Source organism: Pseudomonas sp. GXZC (genome assembly GCF_026967615.1).
Lineage (GTDB): Bacteria > Pseudomonadota > Gammaproteobacteria > Pseudomonadales > Pseudomonadaceae > Aquipseudomonas > Aquipseudomonas azotoformans_A.
Window position 1 is genome coordinate 5,852,778 of the sequence record NZ_CP114115.1, and the last position, 19,177, is coordinate 5,871,954.

Genomic DNA, 19,177 nt, shown 5'->3' on the forward strand with positions numbered 1-19,177 from the left:
CAGACGCTGACGCGTGGGTTGTTCCCTGCCAGTTTCTGCCCTGTAAGGATACTGCCTTGAACACTTCCCACCTGCGCCGCTCGTTGTTGGCGCTGTCCGTCGCGGCGACCACTGCCACGGCCCATGCCGCACCCGCACCCGACTTCAACTACGACCTGAGCACAGGGGCCTACAGCAGCTTCGGTGATGTTTTCAATAACGCCACCTTCACCGGAACGTCGCAAAACGCAGGTGTGGAGCTGACCAACGTGACCTTGGCGGGCAACCTGGTCAACCAGGGCCACATCAACCGAACGGCTGCGAACCCCACCGAGTTCCCGTCGGGTATCGCCATGACCCTCAACTCCAACGTCGGTGGCGACCTGATCAATAACGGCGACATTACGGTGAGTGGCAACGCCGTCGTCGGGCTGGACCTGTACCAGGCGAAGATCGCGGGTGAAGTGAACAACAACGGCAACATCACTGTGACGGGCGCAAATGCCGAAGGCATGCTGATCACCTCGACCCAGGCGCGCATCAATAACTCGGGCACTATCATCGCGCGGGGTATCGACTCTGAGGGGATCGACATCGAGAAGGCACTCTTTACGGGCCAGATGACAGGCGCGCCCTTCCTGAGTGATATCAACAACAGCGGGACTATCTCCGCCGACGGGATCGGTATCCGCTTTCGCAGTCTCGACACCTCCGACGGCTTCAGGATCTTCTCGATCAGGCAGACAGGTGGCCTGATCGAGGGCGGCACCGCAGCCATTCTGGCGGACGACAATAGCTCCCCGTCGTATTTCTACTGGCAGGGTGGTCAGGTCAAGGGCGACCTGCTGGGCCTGAGCGGTGTGCTGGTGCAAGGGGACGCGATGTTCGATGGCTCGACCATCCGCGCCGGCTTCGTCGATATCGACGGTGGCCGCCTGACACTGCTTCGCCCGCAGACCACGATAGTGGGCAACCTCGACATGGACAGCAACACTGCGCGCCTGCGCCTGCTGCTGGATAACACCACACTGCCGAATACGCCGATCCTGAAAGTCACCGGCAATACCTTCTTCTCGCCCGGCAGCCAGATCGAATTGCAGGCACGCTCCGACGACTTCCGCACCTCGGCCGGGGGCACCCGCTACACCCTCATCAATTCCGGTACCTGGGAAGCCCCGCAGAACCTGTCCGTGGTGTCCTCCTCGGCGCTGCTCGAGGTGAAGAACTTCGGCATTGAAGGCCAGGACGTGAAAGCCCTGGTGGCCACCCGCAGTGATGAGGCGATCACGCAAGACCTGCTGGTTGCCCGTGGTTCGCGCAACGCGGTGAATACCATCCAGCCGTTCAAGAACACGGTCATGGGCCTGATGGACGAAAGCGACCCGGTATTCCAGCAGTTCGCCAACGCCGCCACCAGCCAAGAGCTGGCCAAACTGGCCGAAACCCTGAGCCCGGACGTCAGCCGTGGAGCGGTCAACGCCGCCACCAACAGCCAGAACCTGGTCGCAGGTGCCATCAACCGCCGCGCCAGCAACGCGCGTAGCGGTCTGTCCTCCGGTGACGTCCTGGCAGAACAAGGCGTATGGCTGCAAGCGCTGTCGAGCGATGCCAACCAGGACAGCCGCCACGGTATCGACGGCTACGACGCCAACACCCACGGTATTGCCGTGGGTGCCGACGGCAAGCTCAATGCCCAGACAACCGTGGGCCTGGCTTACAGCTACATGACCAGCGACGTCAAATCCGACCTGGGTAGCAAGACCGACGTCAGCGGCCACGCACTGACCTTGTACGGCAACTGGGCCCGCGACAACTTCTTTGTCGACACCTCGCTGATGTACGGCTGGAACGACAACGAATCCAAACGCTACATCGCCGGTACCCGTGCCAAGGCCGACTACGACAGTGAGATCTTCGGCGTCAACGCGCTGGCAGGCTATACGTTCCAGCTCGACAAGCAGTGGCTGCTGGAACCACAGGTCGGTGCGCGCTATGCCAACATCTCGATTGATTCGTACCGTGAAAAAGGCAGCTCAGCGGCCCTCAACGTCGGCAGCCAGCGCTATGAAATCGGCGAAATGGGCCTGGGCGCTCGCCTGGCTGCCGCGTTTGACCTGGGTGTGGGCAGCTTCGAACCGGAAGCCAAGCTGATGGCCTGGCACGACTTCATCGGCGACAAGGCCAACACCACCTCCACTTTTGTGCTCGGCGGCACCCCCTTCACCACCACCGGCGCAACGCCGGCGCGCGACAGCTACGAGCTGGGACTGGGCGCAAACTACCGCGTTGGCGCCTGGAGCGTAGGAGGCACGTACAACTACCTGACCAGCAGTGGTTTCGACGCTGACACCTTCACGGCGAACGTGCGTTACGATTTTTGATCAACGTGTTGTTTCAGGTATTCGCGTGGGCATGAAAAAACCGGCTTAAGCCGGTTTTTTCATGCAGCGCTGCGGGACCACTCCCTCTCTATTATCAATCGACCACTCAAGACCTTATAAAACGAAGCATATAGAGTTGATGGAATCGATAAAACCATAAAAAATACCACGCAGGACCGAAACCCGAATGTGGGGTTCATGGAGCGGTTACGCCGTTTTTTTGAAAGCGCCGATTGCTCAGTAGCCGAAAAATAGGCTGCTACTTCAGAGCATCCTTAAGTCTCTGCGCAAAATGCGCTGGCTAAGGCGATCAGTAATCTCGCGAGCAGCTGACATAAACTGGTGTGCTATCCATCTAAAAAAACAGTGATTTTTCCGAAGTGGACACATCAACCTAGGTGCAGTTTTAAGTTAGCTTCAACTGCGCGACCTAGAAAATTTATATGAATTAGGCGGCCCCAAACAGGGTGCAATATAACGTCGAAAAAAGCATTAAAATTCACAACCTCTAAAAGTTGCTTTTTCAAGTACAGATACTACATCACCATTATCAATCTGAACCGTTGCACCAGTTGCAAACTCGGCAACCCATGCATCTTCAATTAGAGTGTGACACTTAAGCCGCTGAGCTACGCTTTCAGCGTCTTCTTGATTTAGTATAAAACCAAAACATATGGGCCCCCAAGAGCTCATACCTACACCACTCAAGCCCGACTTTCTCATTAATTCAAAAATCTCCGCAAGACGTTCCCCACGATAAGCGATCTCTCTTTTTTTGAATCCGGCGAAGGACATACCATCTAGAGTTTGGCAGAATCCATTAAAATCCTCACGGTCAACCGCCTGTTTCAGATCGCCAAATATCAATGCACTACACTTATGAGCCTCACTTTCTGGTATAGGCGTTAACTTTTCGAATAAATCCTTTTCTTTTTCACCATAAATATTCTCCCAAAAAGCAGGCTTAACGATTACCAGACAGAATGGAAGTTTATTTTTATGATAAACCAGAGGAGAAATATCATAATCTTTGGTCATTGATGATGGCAAAAACAAATTATCAATTGCAGTTCTTTTTCGACCACGATCAAATATTAAGCCTCCAAACCAAAAACCTAATGAGCCTATACCTGAGGTTCCTCCACGCATCACAGTCTTGGATAAACTCACAGTATCAATATTTAAATCTAGCGCAAATAGAATTGCCGTCGCGATGGCTAACCTTAACTGCGTATGGAACCCTAAACCCACGTGTTGACACATGCGCGCATCTAGATCTACACGGACATTAAGCCCAGAAGTAACATTTAAACAACGACATAAATCACGTACCTCCTCTTCATATTGAATAGGAGAAACAATGAATTTAGAGCTATTAGAAGCAGTCACTGAGAAGACCGGAGGCGAGATCATCGCGCCCGCCCCGCCGTTCATATACTCACCAACCTCCGAAAGATTGACCAAACCAAAATGCAATCTGCCAAACGCATTTACTTTAGCTTCCTTCATACCATACCTGCATTTTCATCTCTTACACGCTCAAGCAACACTTCAATAGAATCAGGCACTTTAGCCTTCGATTCATCCCAACAATTATCGAAATGATTGGTAAAAAGACCATAGTACTCTCTGCCTTCACTCTGCTTATATGTTTCATAAAAAAGAGTTCCAGCTCCCTGAGCGCGAATGCGCGGTCGCACAGATACTGTATCGTTCACACGAAAAAAGGCTACGGGCTGAAAACCTGAGTAAAACTTAACAGAGATGGCCAAACCTCCAAAACGGAAGTTTAGTGCCGCCCCAGAGTTATCCAGATTAGTTAACATCCGCAGACTCTTAGCAATATCTTTTTTTACTTCGACTTCATTTTTAGACTCAAGCTGGCATAACAATTTAAACTCACTTGTGTCTGGTTCTTGCAGCAACATTCTTACCTGCACCGGATGAATAATAGAATATTGCTTAAGATAGTCAAGTTGCTCGATCAGAAATCGACTCAACTTAAGTCCAACAACGTCCACACTCGCAGCATCGCGACGACAGCCAGCCTCAAGAGCTTTTCGAAAAACTGGACTAATTGCACTTTCAAATACACACCTTTTTGCAGCACCTCTACTTACCGTTTCAACGCTATCAAGGGAATCTTTAAATGTCAGCAGAAGACTTTCATATCTTGTCAATCCATCCTGAATTTTTGTTGAATCCTTATCATCGTAATGCCTTGTCACAGCAAAACCTAAGCTAACCACGCCTGCAGCCAACAATGAGGTACCTAAAGAAAACATAACTACTGATCGCTGAACAAATAGTGTAGAACCGATTACTTCATCTGGCACACTTGCACCACCCCAAAGAGTAGCGGCGATTCCCAGCGCAACTAGGAGCATCGAAATCACTATATATATAGTTGTGCTTCTTGACCTTAACTCTCGACTGCTAGACATCTTTAACCCCCCATTTCTTTTTAATTTCGTCACTTATTGTGGAGCACATTTTAGGAATTGCACTTTCTCCGGACAACTGCAAACAAGACTCATCTACGAGCAACTCAGTACACCAGGACCTCTCCCATTGCTCGCGTTCCTCCCACTTATCAGTGGCCATCATCTGTCTTTTATTCCATCTAGCAAGCCTAATTGAACACGAAGTATTTAGGCCTATAACCAAAAGCTTCGGATAGCACCTAACAAGATAGTCGCGCTCCTCTGTTGTTCTAGCTCCAACAAAAACCGGTACTACATCGTTGAAAACTCTAGCTTTTGCTACGGCCATTTTAGCCAGCAAAACGGGGTCACTCCCAGCAAGAATTTCAGATGCTATTCGGACTAAATTTGTCTGAGATCGTCTACGCGCAATCTCGCGAACACCGTCTCCAAGCTCAAAAATCAAATAATCTCCGGTCGATGAAAAAGCCTGCGATAAAGTGGTCTTACCCGACGAATGGAGTCCAACCAATAGTAAGCCACAGTCATTATCTCTCATCTATTCCCCTTGATTACTTTAAAGCTGGTTTAGTGTTGATCGCGCCAATAACAAACAACACGAGTATTCACTTCTGATTAAGCCGACCTTACTCATATGGCAAATAATATAACGACATATTCATCACCGCTAGCGCCTCGCGCTGATTTCTTGGAGCTTCTAAGTTTTTTCTCAAACCATATTAAATATCTATACCTAATAAAACATGTAGCGAAAAAAGGCGCGTGCGGAACAGCCCAAATCGAACGTTCTTCCATTCGTTGCTCCAAGCACTTGCCATTTTATTAGATCAAACGGCACCATCGGCAACCTCATTTTCGACGAAAACCCAAACACTGGTAGCGCCTCCTGAAATGCTGCGCACCTCTGTTAGATCAGCACCAATCCTCACTACCCTCATTAGTATTTGTGGCCATGCGTAAACGACTGGTAGACATCCGATTAGCTCAGGCTATAGTTCTTGCTTTCCGACCAAGTATCCAAGCCTTTCCATTCGTATCCAATACCCAGCTTTTATATATCTGCGTGATCATCCAGTCAGGCCGTAACTGGAAGACTTTCTTGCGTTGTGCGCTCAGAGGAATTCGGAAGTCGATGCTCAATCGAAAATAGATGCTATGCAACCAGCTCGATCACCCTCCTTGCATTGACAGCAGTGCATTGCATTTCATCTAGATACTACCATCCTACGTAGCGCGCAAAGGGGCTGCTTGGTGATGTCAAAACCTGCCATAAAATGCGAGACGAAAAATGCAAAAAGCCCGCAATTACGCGGGCTCCAGGGCATTTCTTGCTAGATCGTGCCGGGCAATGCCGGACGCCCAATCACTCCCACTCAATCGTCGCAGGCGGCTTGCTCGACACGTCATACGTCACGCGCGAAATACCTTCGATCTCATTGATGATACGACCGCTGACAGTTTCCAGCAGTTCGTACGGCAGGTGTGCCCAACGCGCAGTCATGAAGTCGATGGTTTCTACCGCACGCAGGGCTACGACCCAGGCGTAACGGCGGCCATCGCCAACCACGCCAACCGATTTCACCGGCTGGAACACCACGAATGCCTGGCTGACTTTGTGGTACCAGTCGGCCTTGCGCAGTTCTTCGATGAAGATGTGGTCGGCGCGACGCAGCAGGTCGGCGTATTCCTTCTTCACTTCACCCAGGATCCGCACGCCCAGGCCTGGGCCTGGGAATGGGTGGCGGTAGACCATGTCGTACGGCAGGCCGAGTTCCAGGCCCAGACGGCGGACTTCGTCCTTGAACAGTTCGCGCAGCGGTTCTACCAGCTTGAGGTTCATTTCCTCAGGCAGGCCACCCACGTTGTGGTGGGACTTGATCACGTGGGCCTTGCCGCTCTTGGCGCCAGCCGACTCGATCACGTCAGGGTAGATGGTGCCCTGGGCGAGGTACTTGATGTTGTCCAGTTTGTTGGACTGGGCATCGAACACGTCGATGAAGGTGCGGCCGATGATCTTGCGCTTCTTCTCTGGGTCGGACTCGCCGGCCAGGTTGTTCAAGAACTGATCTTCAGCGTTGGCGCGGATCACCTTGACGCCCATGTTCTCGGCGAACATGGCCATCACTTGCTCGCCTTCGTGCAGGCGCAGCAGGCCGTTGTCGACGAAGACGCAAGTCAGTTGGTCGCCGATGGCTTTGTGCAGCAGTGCAGCAACTACCGAAGAGTCAACGCCGCCGGACAAGCCGAGCAGTACGTTGTCGGTGCCGACCTGGGCGCGAACCTGGGCGATGGCGTCTTCAGCGATTTTCGACGGGGTCCACAGGGCTTCACACTCGCAGATGTCGAGGATGAAGCGCGACAGGATGCGGCCGCCTTGCTTGGTGTGGGTCACTTCCGGGTGGAACTGCACACCGTAGTAACGACGCTCGTCGCTGAACATGCCGGCGATCGGGCAGCTCGGGGTGCTGGCCAGGATGTGGAAGTCTTCCGGCATCTTGGTGACCTTGTCACCGTGGCTCATCCACACGTCGAGGCCGAACAGGCCGTCGGCGTCGACGTGGTCTTCGATACCGTCCAGCAGGCGGCTCTTGCCGACCACATCCACACGGGCATAACCGAATTCACGCAGCTCGGAACCTTCAACTTTGCCGCCCAGTTGCTCGGCCATGGTCTGCATGCCGTAGCAGATGCCGAAGACCGGGACGCCCAGGTCGAATACGGCTTGTGGGCAGCGCGGGCTGTTGGCTTCGTGCACGGACTCTGGGCCACCGGCGAGGATGACGCCTTTCGGTGCGAATTCGCGGATCGCTTCGTCGTCCATGTCGAACGGATGCAGTTCGCAGTACACGCCGATTTCACGCACGCGGCGGGCAATCAGTTGGGTGTACTGGGAACCGAAATCGAGGATCAGGATACGGTGGGCGTGAATGTCGAGGGCCATGAAGTCAGTCTCGTCTAATGAATCAGAAACAACTCGGGGCTGAAGAACAGCCCCGGTTACTTAACAGTTTGCTGGAAGCATCAACCTACGCGGTAGTTTGGCGCTTCCTTGGTGATCTGCACGTCGTGGACATGGGATTCAGCCATGCCGGCGCCGGTGATCCGTACGAACTCTGGCTTGGTGCGCATTTCTTCGATGTCGGCGCTGCCGGTGTAGCCCATCGAGGAACGCAGGCCGCCCATCAATTGATGGATGATCGCGCTCAGGGTGCCTTTGTACGGCACACGGCCTTCGATGCCTTCCGGAACGAGCTTTTCGGCGCCTGCCGAGGAGTCCTGGAAGTAACGGTCGGAAGAGCCTTGCGCCTGGGACATGGCGCCCAGCGAACCCATGCCGCGGTAAGCCTTGTAGGAACGGCCCTGGAACAGTTCGATCTCGCCTGGCGCTTCTTCAGTACCGGCGAACATCGAGCCCATCATCACGCAGGAAGCACCGGCTACGATGGCCTTGGACAGGTCACCGGAGAAACGGATGCCACCGTCGGCGATCAACGGAACGCCCGTGCCTTCAAGGGCAGCGGCGACGTTGGCGATGGCGCTGATTTGCGGCACGCCCACACCGGCAACGATACGGGTGGTGCAGATCGAGCCCGGGCCGATACCGACCTTGACCGCATCCGCGCCCGCTTCGGCCAGGGCCTTGGCCGCAGCGCCGGTGGCGATGTTGCCGCCGATCACTTGCACGTCAGGGAAGTTCTGTTTGACCCAACGCACGCGGTCGATCACGCCTTTGGAGTGACCGTGGGCGGTGTCGACCACCACCACGTCAACACCGGCAGCGACCAGGGCCGAAACGCGGTCGCCGGTGTCTTTACCGGTGCCGACCGCCGCGCCAACGCGCAGACGACCTTGGTCATCCTTGCTGGCCAGCGGGTAAGCCTTGGCTTTTTCGATGTCGTTGACGGTCATCATGCCTTTGAGGGCGAATTTGTCGTCGACGATCAGCACGCGCTCGATGCGGTGCTTGTGCAGCAGTTCGCGCACATCGTTCTTGTCGGCGCCTTCCTTGACAGTGACCAGACGCTCTTTGGGCGTCATCACTTCACGGACGGTAACTTCAAGACGGTTCTCGAAACGCACGTCACGGGAAGTGACGATGCCGACCAGGTCGCCATCGTGCAGCACCGGAACGCCGGAGATGTTGTGCAGGCGGGTCAGGTCGAACAGGTCACGCACGGTGGCGTCGGCTTCGATGGTGATCGGATCTTTCACCACACCGGCTTCGTAACGCTTGACCTTGCGCACTTCGGCAGCCTGCTGCTCGATGGTCATGTTCTTGTGGATGATGCCGATGCCGCCTTCCTGAGCCATGGCGATGGCCAGACGGGCTTCAGTAACGGTGTCCATGGCAGCGGAAACAAGGGGAATATTCAGCTCGATGCCACGGGTTAGGCGGGTCTTGAGACTGACTTCGTTAGGAAGCACCTCGGAATAACCGGGCACTAGGAGAATGTCGTCGAATGTCAGAGCTTCTTGGCTGATACGCAGCATCGCGGGGGCTCCCGAGCGGGAAAATGGAAGCGCGCCATTATATACATGCACCCTGCCGGGCTCAATGTAAAACTCTGACAAACTTGGGAATACTGATAGATGGGTTACAACTCGACTTTGACCCAACTCATCTTCTGGTCCAGCCAATCGGCGAATTCGTCGATAAAACTCTGCTTGAACCCGGCCTCAGCCCAGTTGTTGAAGATGAATCCCAGGTTGGAAAACCCACATTCCTGTAGGAACAGGAACCCGTTGATGTCGTCTTCATGCCCACACAGCGGGCAGGTAAAGTTGTCGGTGTGGCCGGGCATCCAGTCTTCGAGGCTTTCGAACAGGGCTTCGCCGACTTCCTTGCGGCATTCCGGGCAACCGGCTTCTTCGAGAAAGCCCTTGGCCGGTGTATAGATGCAGCGTTTGTAGATGATCTCCAGGCCGTTGATCGGCTCGTTGAACGGCAGCGCCTCGGGGTACAACACCACGGCGCGGGCGCCATCGGCCAGGGCATAGCCCATGCGGTTGCCGGTGCGGCCGCAGGTGGTGAGTTCTTCCTTGATGATGTTCTTGCGCACCAGCCAACGCACGATTGCCCGGGCGCGGGGCTCGTGGACGGGCAAGGTGGAGATTTTCGGGACAAGGATGCTTTGGGAATTCATGGTTCAAGGTGCCAAATAGATTTCTGCGGCAGGCAGCTTAATCTTTGGCACCCGCAGGTCAAGTGCTCAGGTATCGCCCAATCAACGCAATACCACTGGCCAACACCAGCCAGGTCACCAATCTCACAAACGCCTCCCGCGACATGCGCAGGGTCAATCTACGAGCAAACCAGAGTCCCAGGGCCATCGCCGGCAACAGGCATACAGCCAACATCAACAACGGCAAATCCGCATACACCCCCGCGATCAGGAACAGGCTCAGGCGCACCATCGTGCTGCAGCTGATCAACGCACTCTGGGTGGCGCGCGCCGCGTCCTTGGGCAGGCGGCTATTCAGATAGATCGCGTAGAGAAAGCCGCCACTGCCAAACAATGCGCCGAACAAACCACCGACGGTGCCCATGGGAACCGACCAACCCGCCGCTAGTTGGGCTGGCCGTGCCTTCACCGCCAAGCTGTAAACCGCATAAGCGCTGATAAACAAGCCCATCAGCAGCAGCAACAAATCCGAATGCAGGTTGAGCAAAAACACCACGCCCAATGTGCAACCAATCGCCATGCACGGCAGCAAGCGCAGCAGCTCCGGTTTGTTCACATCCCGCCGCGATTGCAGCAGGTTGCCAAACGCCGCGACAAAATCCAGCAACACCAGCAACGGGATGATCTTCGACAGCGGCATGAACAGGATCAGCAGCGGCCCCGCCACCAATGCGGTGCCAAAGCCCGCGACTCCGAACACGATATAGGCCACGACGATGCCCAAGCCGATCACCAGCCAATCCATACCGCCAAACGACCATTGGCTCATCAGCTCAACCGGGTTCATGGGTTATTCCTTATTAGAGATAGCCATCACTTTAGCCAGCGGCGAGGGATGCGACTAATATCTTCAAAGCCCTCCACCCATCTCGAAAAGGCATGACGTGTGATTTCCACTCGCCAACTGCGTTACTTCGTCGAAATCGCCGACAGCGGCAGCTTCAGCGCCGCCGCCGAGCGCCTGTTTGTGGCGCAGTCCGCCTTGAGCCGGCAGATCAAGGAGCTGGAAACCCAGCTGCAAACGCCGCTGTTCGAACGGACTGCACGCCAGCCCCGACTCACCGCCGCGGGTGAAGCCTTCTACCCGCGAGCGCGCAACCTGCTGAGTGAGCTGATCAAGGCCAGTGAAATGGCAACGCAAGTGGGTAACGACGAACTGGGCACGCTGCGCCTGAGCCATTCAAGCACCGTGCCGATGAGCGGCCCATTGCTGCAGGGCATCAGCACCTGGCTGGAACGCTGCCCAGGGGTGTCGATGGACATCGCCAAACTGTCCTCCGAAGCGCAGTTGGAAGAAATCGCCGACGGTCGCCTGGAAGTCGGGCTGTTGCGCCTGCCCGTCTTGCGCCAGCGCGAGGGCGTGCGAGTCGTACCTTTATATCGCGAGCAACTGTTGCTGGCAGTGCCGCCGAATCATCGGCTGGCACGCAGCACTGCGCCCATCGAACTGGAGCAATTGAAGGACGAAGCGTTTATCTCGATCCCCCATCCCCAGCGGGGCGGCTTGAGTTATCTGTCAGCCGAGCTGTGCATGCGTGCCGGATTTTTCCCCAAGGCCGCGCGGGTGATGTCGCGCAAGACCACCCAGTTGCAGTTGATCCAGGCCGGCTTCGGTATTGCCTTGTTACCAAAATCCATGCAGGACATCGCCCCTGCCACTGTGCACTTTTTGCCCCTGGCCGACCCGAACTGCCTCAGCACCGTGGCCCTGGCCTGCGCGCAGAGGCCGAGCGCGCTGGTGGAGCAATTCTGCCAAACCTTGCACGAATGCCTATAAACTGCCGCCCATGATTAAAGATCCTTTTGCCCGTCTGGGCCTGGACCGCGAAGTCCTGACTGTCAGCCAGCTCAACGGCCGTGCGCGGGTGTTGCTGGAAGACGTGTTCACCAATATCTGGGTCGAAGGCGAGATCTCCAACCTCGCCCGCCCGGCTTCCGGCCATGTGTATTTCACCCTCAAGGACAGCGGCGCCCAGGTGCGTTGCGCGCTGTTTCGCAACAACGCCGCGCGGGTGCGGCAGGCGCTGAAAGATGGCCTAGCGGTGAAGGTGCGCGGCAAAGTCTCTTTGTTTGAGGGCCGGGGTGATTACCAGCTGATCCTCGATACCGTGGAGCCGGCCGGTGATGGGGCATTGCGCCTGGCGTTCGACGCGCTGAAGGAAAAGCTCAGCGCCGAAGGCCTGTTCAGCGCTGAACGCAAAGTGCCACTGCCAGCGCACCCTCGGCGCATCGGCATCATCAGTTCGCCGACCGGCGCGGTGATCCGCGACATCATCAGCGTGTTCCGTCGCCGCGCGCCAAACATTGAACTGACCCTCATCCCCACCGCCGTGCAAGGCCGCGAAGCCATCCCACAGATTGTGCGCGCACTGAAACTGGCGGATGCACGCGGCTTCGATGCGCTGATCCTGGCCCGTGGCGGCGGTTCGCTGGAAGACCTCTGGTGCTTCAACGAAGAAGCCGTGGCCCGTGCGGTGGATGCCTGCGTCACGCCAATCGTCAGCGCGGTCGGGCATGAAACCGATGTGTCCATCAGCGACTTCGTGGCCGACGTGCGCGCCCCTACGCCCTCCGCCGCAGCCGAATTGCTCGCGCCGGACGCCGGCCATTTGGTGCGTCAGGTCGAGAACCTGCACCGCCGCCTGGTGATGCTGATGCGCAATCGACTGAGCCACGACCGCCTGCGCCTGGAAGGCATGGCGCGACGCCTGCGTCATCCTGGCGAACGTCTGCGCCAGCAAGCCCAGCGCCTGGACGACCTGGACATGCGTCTGCGTCGTGCGTTCGAGCGCAGCCTCAATACCCGACGCGAGCGCCTGATCCGCCTGGAAACCCGCCTCGCCGGCCAACACCCCGGTCGCCAACTGGCCCTCTTGCGCCAACGCCTGGATAGCCTCGCTGAACGCCTGCCCCGCGCCATGCGGGAAGGCCTCAAGGCGCGGCGCCTGCAACTGCAAAGCCAGATGCAGACGCTGCACGTGGTCAGCCCATTGGCGACCCTGGGCCGTGGCTACAGCATCTTGCTCGACGAGCGTGGCCAGGCCATTCGCAACGCCGCGCAGACCCACACCGGCCAGCGCCTCACCGCGCGTCTCGGTGAGGGACAATTGCAAGTGCGGGTGGAAGACAACCACCTGACACCCGTCACCCTTTCGTTATTGGATTGATTGATGCCACGTCTCTTTAGTGTGTTGATGCTGCTGTGCCTTGCCTTTAATGCCCATGCCGATAGCTACATCACCCGCACCTTGAACAAGCCGGTGCCGGGCGGCGTTGCCGTGGTCGAGCTGGGCCCTTCCGCCGCCGCGCCCAAGGCCACGTACCTCGGCAAGCCAGTGCTGGTGGTGAAGGAAGCGGACACCTGGCTGGCGATTGTTGGCATCCCGCTGACGGTCAAGCCCGGCAACGAACGCATCAGCAGCGGCGGGCGCAACCTGCCGTTTATCGTCGGCTACAAGAAGTACCCGGAACAGCGCATCACCCTGAAAAACAAAAGCCAGGTCAACCCCGACCCGGCACAGCTGAAACGCATCGAGGCGGAGCTGGCGGTGCAGATCAAGGCTTATCGCAGTTTCAGCCCTAACCTGCCGAGCAACCTGGTGTTGGACAAACCGGTAAACGGGCCGCTGTCGAGCAAGTTCGGCGTGCGACGGTTCTTCAACGGTGAAGAGCGCAATCCCCATTCGGGCCTGGACTTTGCCGTGCCGGCCGGTACGCCGATCAAGACGCCGGCCAACGGCAAAGTGATTCTGGTGGGCAACTACTTCTTCAACGGCAATACCGTGTTCGTCGACCACGGCCAGGGCTTTATCAGCATGTTCTGCCACATGTCGAAGATCGATGTGAAAGTCGGTGACCAGCTCACGCGTGGCGCGGTGGTGGGCAAAGTCGGTGCCACGGGCCGCGCGACCGGGCCGCACATGCACTGGAACGTCAGCCTGAACGACGCACGGGTCGACCCGGCGATCTTTATCGGCGCATTCCAACCCTGAAACGCTCGATTGCGCGCCTGATAATGAGCGCGCAATTAAAACAAGCCCTCGACACATCTTTAGGCACAAAATCTCGTTTCCTACGTAGATAGCAGAACTTCTCTCAATTTTTAGCGACTGCTTGCCATCTTTCACCCCGACGGTTAGGGTTGGGCTTATGAAAACCTCTCACACCCTCATTCAGCTCCGCCAGCACCGCAGCCTGTGCCTTGTCAGCGCACGACTGCCAGGCTGAATCGATCTGCCTCGTCTTTACGTTTTATCCCCAAAAACAGTTCTACGGCAGGCCGCCTTTTCTCGGCCCCTACAACAAAGGATTTCCCGATGAGCATGCTCAAAGACCCGTCTTCGAAGTACCGCGCGTTCCCGACCATCGACATCCCGGACCGCACCTGGCCGTCGAAGACCATCACCGAAGCGCCGATCTGGTGCAGCTCCGACCTGCGTGATGGCAACCAGTCGCTGATCGAGCCGATGGACGCGGTGAAAAAGCTGCGTTTCTGGAAGACACTGGTTGCCGTTGGCGTGAAGGAAATCGAAGCGTCGTTCCCTGCCGCCTCGCAAACCGACTTCGACTTCGTACGTACCCTGATCGAAGACAACCACATCCCCGAGGACACCACCATCCAGGTGCTGACCCAGGGCCGTGAAGACTTGATCGCACGTACCTTCGAATCCCTGCGCGGCGCCAAGAAGGCCATCGTGCACTTGTACAACGCCACCTCGCCGTCCTTCCGCCGCATCGTGTTCAACCAGGACAAGGACGGCATCAAGGCCATCGCGGTCAACGCGGCCAAGCTGTTCGTCAAATACGCCGCCCAGCAGCCGGAGACCCAGTGGACCTTCGAATACTCTCCGGAGACCTTCAGTGCCACTGAGCTGGAGTTCGCCAAGGAAGTGTGTGACGCGGTGATCGAGGTGTGGAACCCGACGCCTGAGCACAAGATGATCCTCAACCTGCCGGCCACCGTGGAATGCGCCACGCCGAACATCTATGCCGACCAGATCGAGTGGTTCGGTCGCCATATCAACCGTCGTGACAGCGTGATCATCAGCCTGCACACCCACAACGACCGTGGCACTGGCGTAGCCGCCACCGAGCTGGGCCTGATGGCCGGTGCCGACCGTGTCGAAGGCTGCCTGTTCGGCAACGGCGAGCGTACCGGTAACGTCGACCTCGTCACCGTGGCCCTGAACATGTACACCCAGGGCCTCGACCCGCAGTTGGACTTCTCCGACATCGATGGCGTGCGCAAGGTCGTCGAAGAATGCAACCAGATCCAGGTGCACCCACGCCACCCGTACGTTGGCGACCTGGTGCACACCGCGTTCTCCGGCTCTCACCAGGATGCGATCCGCAAAGGTTTCTCCCAGCAGAAAGACGATGCGCTGTGGGAAGTGCCGTACTTGCCGATCGACCCAGCCGACATCGGCCGCAGCTACGAGGCGGTGATTCGCGTGAACAGCCAGTCGGGCAAAGGCGGCATCGCCTACCTGCTGGAGCAGGAATACGACATCAGCTTGCCGCGTCGCATGCAGATCGAGTTCAGCCAGGTAGTACAGGCCGAAACCGACCGCGTGGGCCTGGAAATGACCGCGCCGCAGATCTACGCCTTGCTGCAGCGTGAATACCTGCAAGCCAACACCCCGTATGCGCTGGTCAGCCATCGCCTGCAGGAAGAAAACGGCAACAGCTTTGTCGAGGTGGAAGTCTCGGGCAAGGGCCAGGGCGAAACCAACCTGCACTGGAAAGGCAAAGGCAACGGCGCGCTGGAAGCGCTGGTGGCAGGCCTGCCGATTGGTGTGGAGATCATGGACTACAACGAACATGCGATTGGTGCAGGCACCAACGCCAAGGCAGCGGCCTACATTGAGCTGCGTGTGAACGGTGAGCGTCCGGTGCATGGTGTGGGGATTGATGAAAACATCACCACGGCCAGCTTCAAGGCGCTGTTCAGTGCATTGAACCGGTCGTTGAGCCAGTTGGAAGCGAAAGCGGCGTAAACCTGATCGCTGCAATTTAAAAAGCCCCTGAGTTAAAACTCAGGGGCTTTTTTATTAACCATTAAAAATCATGCGAACTATTTTTCAACGGACTTAACGCCTACCTGCTTACCTACTCTGGACATAAATTCTCACGGTATGGGTGGAACGTTGAACTTAGCCACAACCACCCAATAAGCGCTCGCAAGGTGAGGAGTACCCTGCACTAATCTCCAAGGGATTGTACTTGCAATAAGCATTGGGGAATCACATGAAACATAGCCATCACTGCGTAAACACCCTGCTAGAAATCTTTTTGATTGACCCACAAAAAGATGACCATACTGAGGGCGCTCGCTCATGATTACGATCGTTCCTTCTCATTCAGTCAATAATCCTTTTTCCGCACGCGCACCTGCACCGCCACCAAGCGCTCAACAACTAAGGCAAAGCGAATGGTCAACGGAAAATAAAGAAAACCTCGCACCTGCAAGCAATAGCGCGGCTGAAGGCCTGGGTATAAAAAAAGGGCACACTAAGCTGGCGACATTCATCTACGAAAAGATGTACACCTCGAAATCGGAAAACGATGATTTTTCAAAAACAATAGCTAAAGAGTATGGTGGCAAGGTAATTACTGCCCCAATGAAGACGATTGATCGCGCACTGACCAAAATAAGTAATGACTATGGTGGCGACATGGGCAAAATCAAAGACCTCACCCGTACGACCGTTATTATCAACAGCGATAAAGTAGACAATGTCGTTTCCGATTTGGAGAAAAAAGGCGGTATCAATATAAAAAAGATTGATGGAAATGTGGACCCACTCGGTTACAGCGGCATCAACGCCACCTATAAATCAACGGTTGGCGGCAATTGTGAAATGCAAGTCATCACGCCTGCGATGATCTTCGGAAAGATGAATGCAAGTACCGCCAAATCCATGCTTGGGGAGGACTATTGCAGGCGGCTGGAAGAGACGTCCGGGCAAAAAGGCGGTTTGGGACACAAATTTTATGAGCAATACCGAACACTTGATCCCAGCAGCTCAGAAGCCAAGGACATCGCCCAGCAAAGCAAGAATTACTACGCGGCGATTCGAGGCAGCGAACTTGCCCTTTAAAAGCTAACTCTCCTGATACCTCGTCTGGAAGGTCGAGGTATCAGTAGCCAGGATGGCCCCCATCAATCCAAGTGAAACGTGTCGGCATCCAAATTGGCTGGAAACCGCATGCGGTAATCCGCCAATTCCCTGGCCTCCAGGCTCACCTGAAACACCCCATCCGCCTCCCCCGCACTCAGCAGGGTCTCACCCTGGAAGTCCAGCACCTGGCTATCCCCGGTGTAGGCAAAGCCCTTCCCATCCGTTCCCACCCGATTCACTGCCGCCACATAGCACAGGTTTTCAATAGCCCGCGCCGGCAGCAACCGGTTCCAGTGTGAACGCCGCGCACCCGGCCAGTTGGCGGTGTACAGCAGCAGGTCAGTGTCCTGGGCGTCGCGGCTCCACACCGGGAAACGCAGGTCGTAGCAAATCAACGGGCGAATACGCCAGCCCTTCAATTCGAACTCCACCTGGCGTTCGCCCGGCGTGTAGTGATTGTGTTCACCGGCCATGCGGAACAGATGGCGCTTGTCGTAATGCAACACCTCGCCATCCGGCCGCGCCCACAGCAGGCGGTTGCGGTGACTGCCGTCGGCGGCCTGGATGATCACACTACCGGTGATCACCGCGTTGTACTTCGCCGCCTGGGCCTGGAGCCAATGATGGGTCGGGCCGTTTTCAGGCTCTGCAAGGGCTTGCGACTCCATCGAGAAGCCGGTGGTGAACATCTCCGGCAGCACAATCAAATCGGCGCCTTTGGCTTGCTCCAACAGCAGTTCGAAATGTTCGAGGTTGGCCTGGCGGTCATGCCAGGCCAGGCTGGTCTGGACCAGGGCGATGTTCAGATTCGGCAGTGCACTCAGATCACGCATAGTTTTTCCGCCGCTTGGCGCAGCGTTTCCTCGCGTTTGGCAAAGCACAGGCGCACCAGGCGCTGGCCTTGGGGTGGAGTCTGGTAGAACACCGAGACCGGGATGGTGGCCACGCCGTGTTCGCGGGTCATCCACAGGGACATGGCGACGTCATCCAGGTCCGGGCGGATCTGTGAGTAATCCACCAGTTGGAAGTAGGTACCGGTCACTCGGGTAAAGCTGAAACGGGATGGCGTCAGGAGATCACAGAACAGGTCACGCTTGGCCTGGTAAAAAGCTGGCAACTCGTCGACATGCTCCGGGTGTTCGGCCATGAAGTCGGCCAGCGCGTATTGCAGCGGGGTCACGCCACAGAAATTGACGTATTGGTGCACCTTGCGCAGTTCGGCGGTGAGGGCTGGCGGTGCAACGACATAGCCGGTTTTCCAGCCGGTGACGTGATAAGTCTTGCCGAAAGAGCTGACCACAAACGCACGCTGGTAGAGCTCTTCATGGGCCAACACGCTGACATGGGCCACGCCGTCAAAGACCAGATGTTCGTAGACTTCATCGCTGACCAGGTAGATATCGCGATCACGGATCAGTTCGGCCAGTTGGTCCAGCTCGGCGCGGCTGATCAAGGCACCTGTCGGGTTGTGCGGGGTATTAAGAATGATCATGCGCGTGCGCGGTGACAGCGCCGCCTTGATCCTCTCGAAGTCGAGGGCAAAGCCGTCCAGGGTCAGTTGCACATGCACACAGCGACCGCCCGCCAGCTCCACCGAAGGCTCATAGCTATCGTAGCTGGGGTCGAACACGATGACTTCATCGCCCGTGCGAATCACCGCCTGGATTGCGCAGAAGATCGCTTCGGTGGCGCCAGGGGTGATGGTCACCTCGCTGTCGGCATTGACCGTTGCGCCGTAACTGCGGGCGATCTTGGCGGCCACTTGCTGACGCAGCACCGGCAGGCCGGTCATTGGCGCATATTGGTTATGCCCGAGGGCGATATGCTTGCCCACCGCGTCGAGCAAAGCCTGGGGGCCATTGAAATCCGGAAAACCCTGGGACAGGTTGAGCGCGCCGGTTTCGGCAGCGAGTTGCGACATGGTGGTGAAAATGGTCGTGCCGACATTCGGCAGCTTACTGGTGATCATGGGAGCCCCCTTCGGGTGAGCTACAAGTTTTAAGCTGCAAGCTGCAAGCAGGTCAAGGGGCAAACCACCAGGCACAAAAAAGGGCTCCAAAGGAGCCCTC

At 56.5% G+C, this 19,177-nt stretch carries 15 protein-coding genes and 1 pseudogene; 6 read left to right on the forward strand and 10 right to left on the reverse strand.

The window, feature by feature from the left end:
- Positions 1–56: 56 nt before the first annotated feature.
- Positions 57–2,360 (forward strand): autotransporter family protein, encoded by a 2,304-nt coding sequence (locus tag OZ428_RS27660; RefSeq protein WP_269131936.1) that lies wholly within the window; start codon positions 57–59, stop codon positions 2,358–2,360.
- A 492-nt stretch (positions 2,361–2,852) separates the two neighbouring features.
- On the opposite strand, the gene OZ428_RS27665 is transcribed toward OZ428_RS27660, so the two are convergent.
- The 8 genes and pseudogenes from OZ428_RS27665 to OZ428_RS27700 form a co-directional block, all read right to left on the reverse strand.
- Positions 2,853–3,869: a beta-ribofuranosylaminobenzene 5'-phosphate synthase family protein gene (locus OZ428_RS27665; RefSeq protein ID WP_269131938.1), complete on the reverse strand. Its 1,017-nt coding sequence runs from the start codon at positions 3,867–3,869 to the stop codon at positions 2,853–2,855.
- Positions 3,866–4,747, reverse strand: a complete 882-nt coding sequence (locus tag OZ428_RS27670) for a hypothetical protein (RefSeq protein ID WP_269131940.1) — start codon at positions 4,745–4,747, stop codon at positions 3,866–3,868. Before OZ428_RS27670 ends, OZ428_RS27665 begins: the two co-directional genes overlap by 4 nt.
- Positions 4,748–4,796: 49 nt before the next feature.
- Positions 4,797–5,342, reverse strand: coding sequence for a hypothetical protein (locus tag OZ428_RS27675; protein ID WP_269131941.1), 546 nt, complete (start codon positions 5,340–5,342; stop codon positions 4,797–4,799).
- A 195-nt stretch (positions 5,343–5,537) separates the two neighbouring features.
- A pseudogene (locus tag OZ428_RS27680) lies at positions 5,538–5,911 on the reverse strand (5-methylcytosine restriction system specificity protein McrC); the annotation flags it as partial.
- Between the two features lie 256 nt (positions 5,912–6,167).
- Positions 6,168–7,745, reverse strand: coding sequence for a glutamine-hydrolyzing GMP synthase (gene guaA, locus OZ428_RS27685; protein WP_016977685.1), 1,578 nt, complete (start codon positions 7,743–7,745; stop codon positions 6,168–6,170).
- A gap of 80 nt (positions 7,746–7,825) precedes the next feature.
- Positions 7,826–9,295: an IMP dehydrogenase gene (guaB, locus tag OZ428_RS27690; RefSeq protein ID WP_016977684.1), complete on the reverse strand. Its 1,470-nt coding sequence runs from the start codon at positions 9,293–9,295 to the stop codon at positions 7,826–7,828.
- Between the two features lie 104 nt (positions 9,296–9,399).
- Positions 9,400–9,948 carry a hypothetical protein gene (locus OZ428_RS27695; protein WP_021492272.1) on the reverse strand — a complete coding sequence of 183 codons (549 nt, stop codon included), beginning with the start codon at positions 9,946–9,948 and terminating at the stop codon, positions 9,400–9,402.
- A gap of 58 nt (positions 9,949–10,006) precedes the next feature.
- Positions 10,007–10,774, reverse strand: coding sequence for a sulfite exporter TauE/SafE family protein (locus OZ428_RS27700; protein ID WP_269131944.1), 768 nt, complete (start codon positions 10,772–10,774; stop codon positions 10,007–10,009).
- A gap of 99 nt (positions 10,775–10,873) precedes the next feature.
- On the opposite strand from OZ428_RS27700, the gene OZ428_RS27705 reads away from it, so the two are divergent.
- The 5 genes from OZ428_RS27705 to OZ428_RS27725 all read left to right on the forward strand — a co-directional run bounded on the left by OZ428_RS27705 (position 10,874) and on the right by OZ428_RS27725 (position 17,087).
- On the forward strand, positions 10,874–11,764 hold the full coding sequence (locus OZ428_RS27705; protein WP_269131945.1) for a LysR family transcriptional regulator: 891 nt from the start codon (positions 10,874–10,876) through the stop codon (positions 11,762–11,764).
- 10 nt (positions 11,765–11,774) lie between these two features.
- Complete coding sequence (gene xseA / locus OZ428_RS27710; RefSeq protein ID WP_269131946.1) at positions 11,775–13,154, forward strand: exodeoxyribonuclease VII large subunit; 1,380 nt, start codon at positions 11,775–11,777, stop codon at positions 13,152–13,154.
- Positions 13,155–13,157: 3 nt separating this feature from the next.
- Entirely contained in the window at positions 13,158–13,979 is an 822-nt protein-coding gene (locus tag OZ428_RS27715; RefSeq protein ID WP_177112485.1) for a M23 family metallopeptidase, read from the forward strand.
- A 324-nt stretch (positions 13,980–14,303) separates the two neighbouring features.
- A complete protein-coding gene (gene leuA / locus OZ428_RS27720) occupies positions 14,304–15,983 on the forward strand; it encodes a 2-isopropylmalate synthase (protein ID WP_269131947.1) in 1,680 nt (559 codons plus the stop codon).
- A gap of 339 nt (positions 15,984–16,322) precedes the next feature.
- A complete protein-coding gene (locus tag OZ428_RS27725; RefSeq protein WP_269131948.1) occupies positions 16,323–17,087 on the forward strand; it encodes a hypothetical protein in 765 nt (254 codons plus the stop codon).
- A 62-nt stretch (positions 17,088–17,149) separates the two neighbouring features.
- On the opposite strand, the gene OZ428_RS27730 is transcribed toward OZ428_RS27725, so the two are convergent.
- Positions 17,150–17,941, reverse strand: coding sequence for an amidohydrolase (locus OZ428_RS27730; RefSeq protein ID WP_269131949.1), 792 nt, complete (start codon positions 17,939–17,941; stop codon positions 17,150–17,152).
- On the reverse strand, positions 17,929–19,077 hold the full coding sequence (locus tag OZ428_RS27735; RefSeq protein WP_269131950.1) for a pyridoxal phosphate-dependent aminotransferase: 1,149 nt from the start codon (positions 19,075–19,077) through the stop codon (positions 17,929–17,931). Before OZ428_RS27735 ends, OZ428_RS27730 begins: the two co-directional genes overlap by 13 nt.
- Positions 19,078–19,177: the final 100 nt, after the last annotated feature.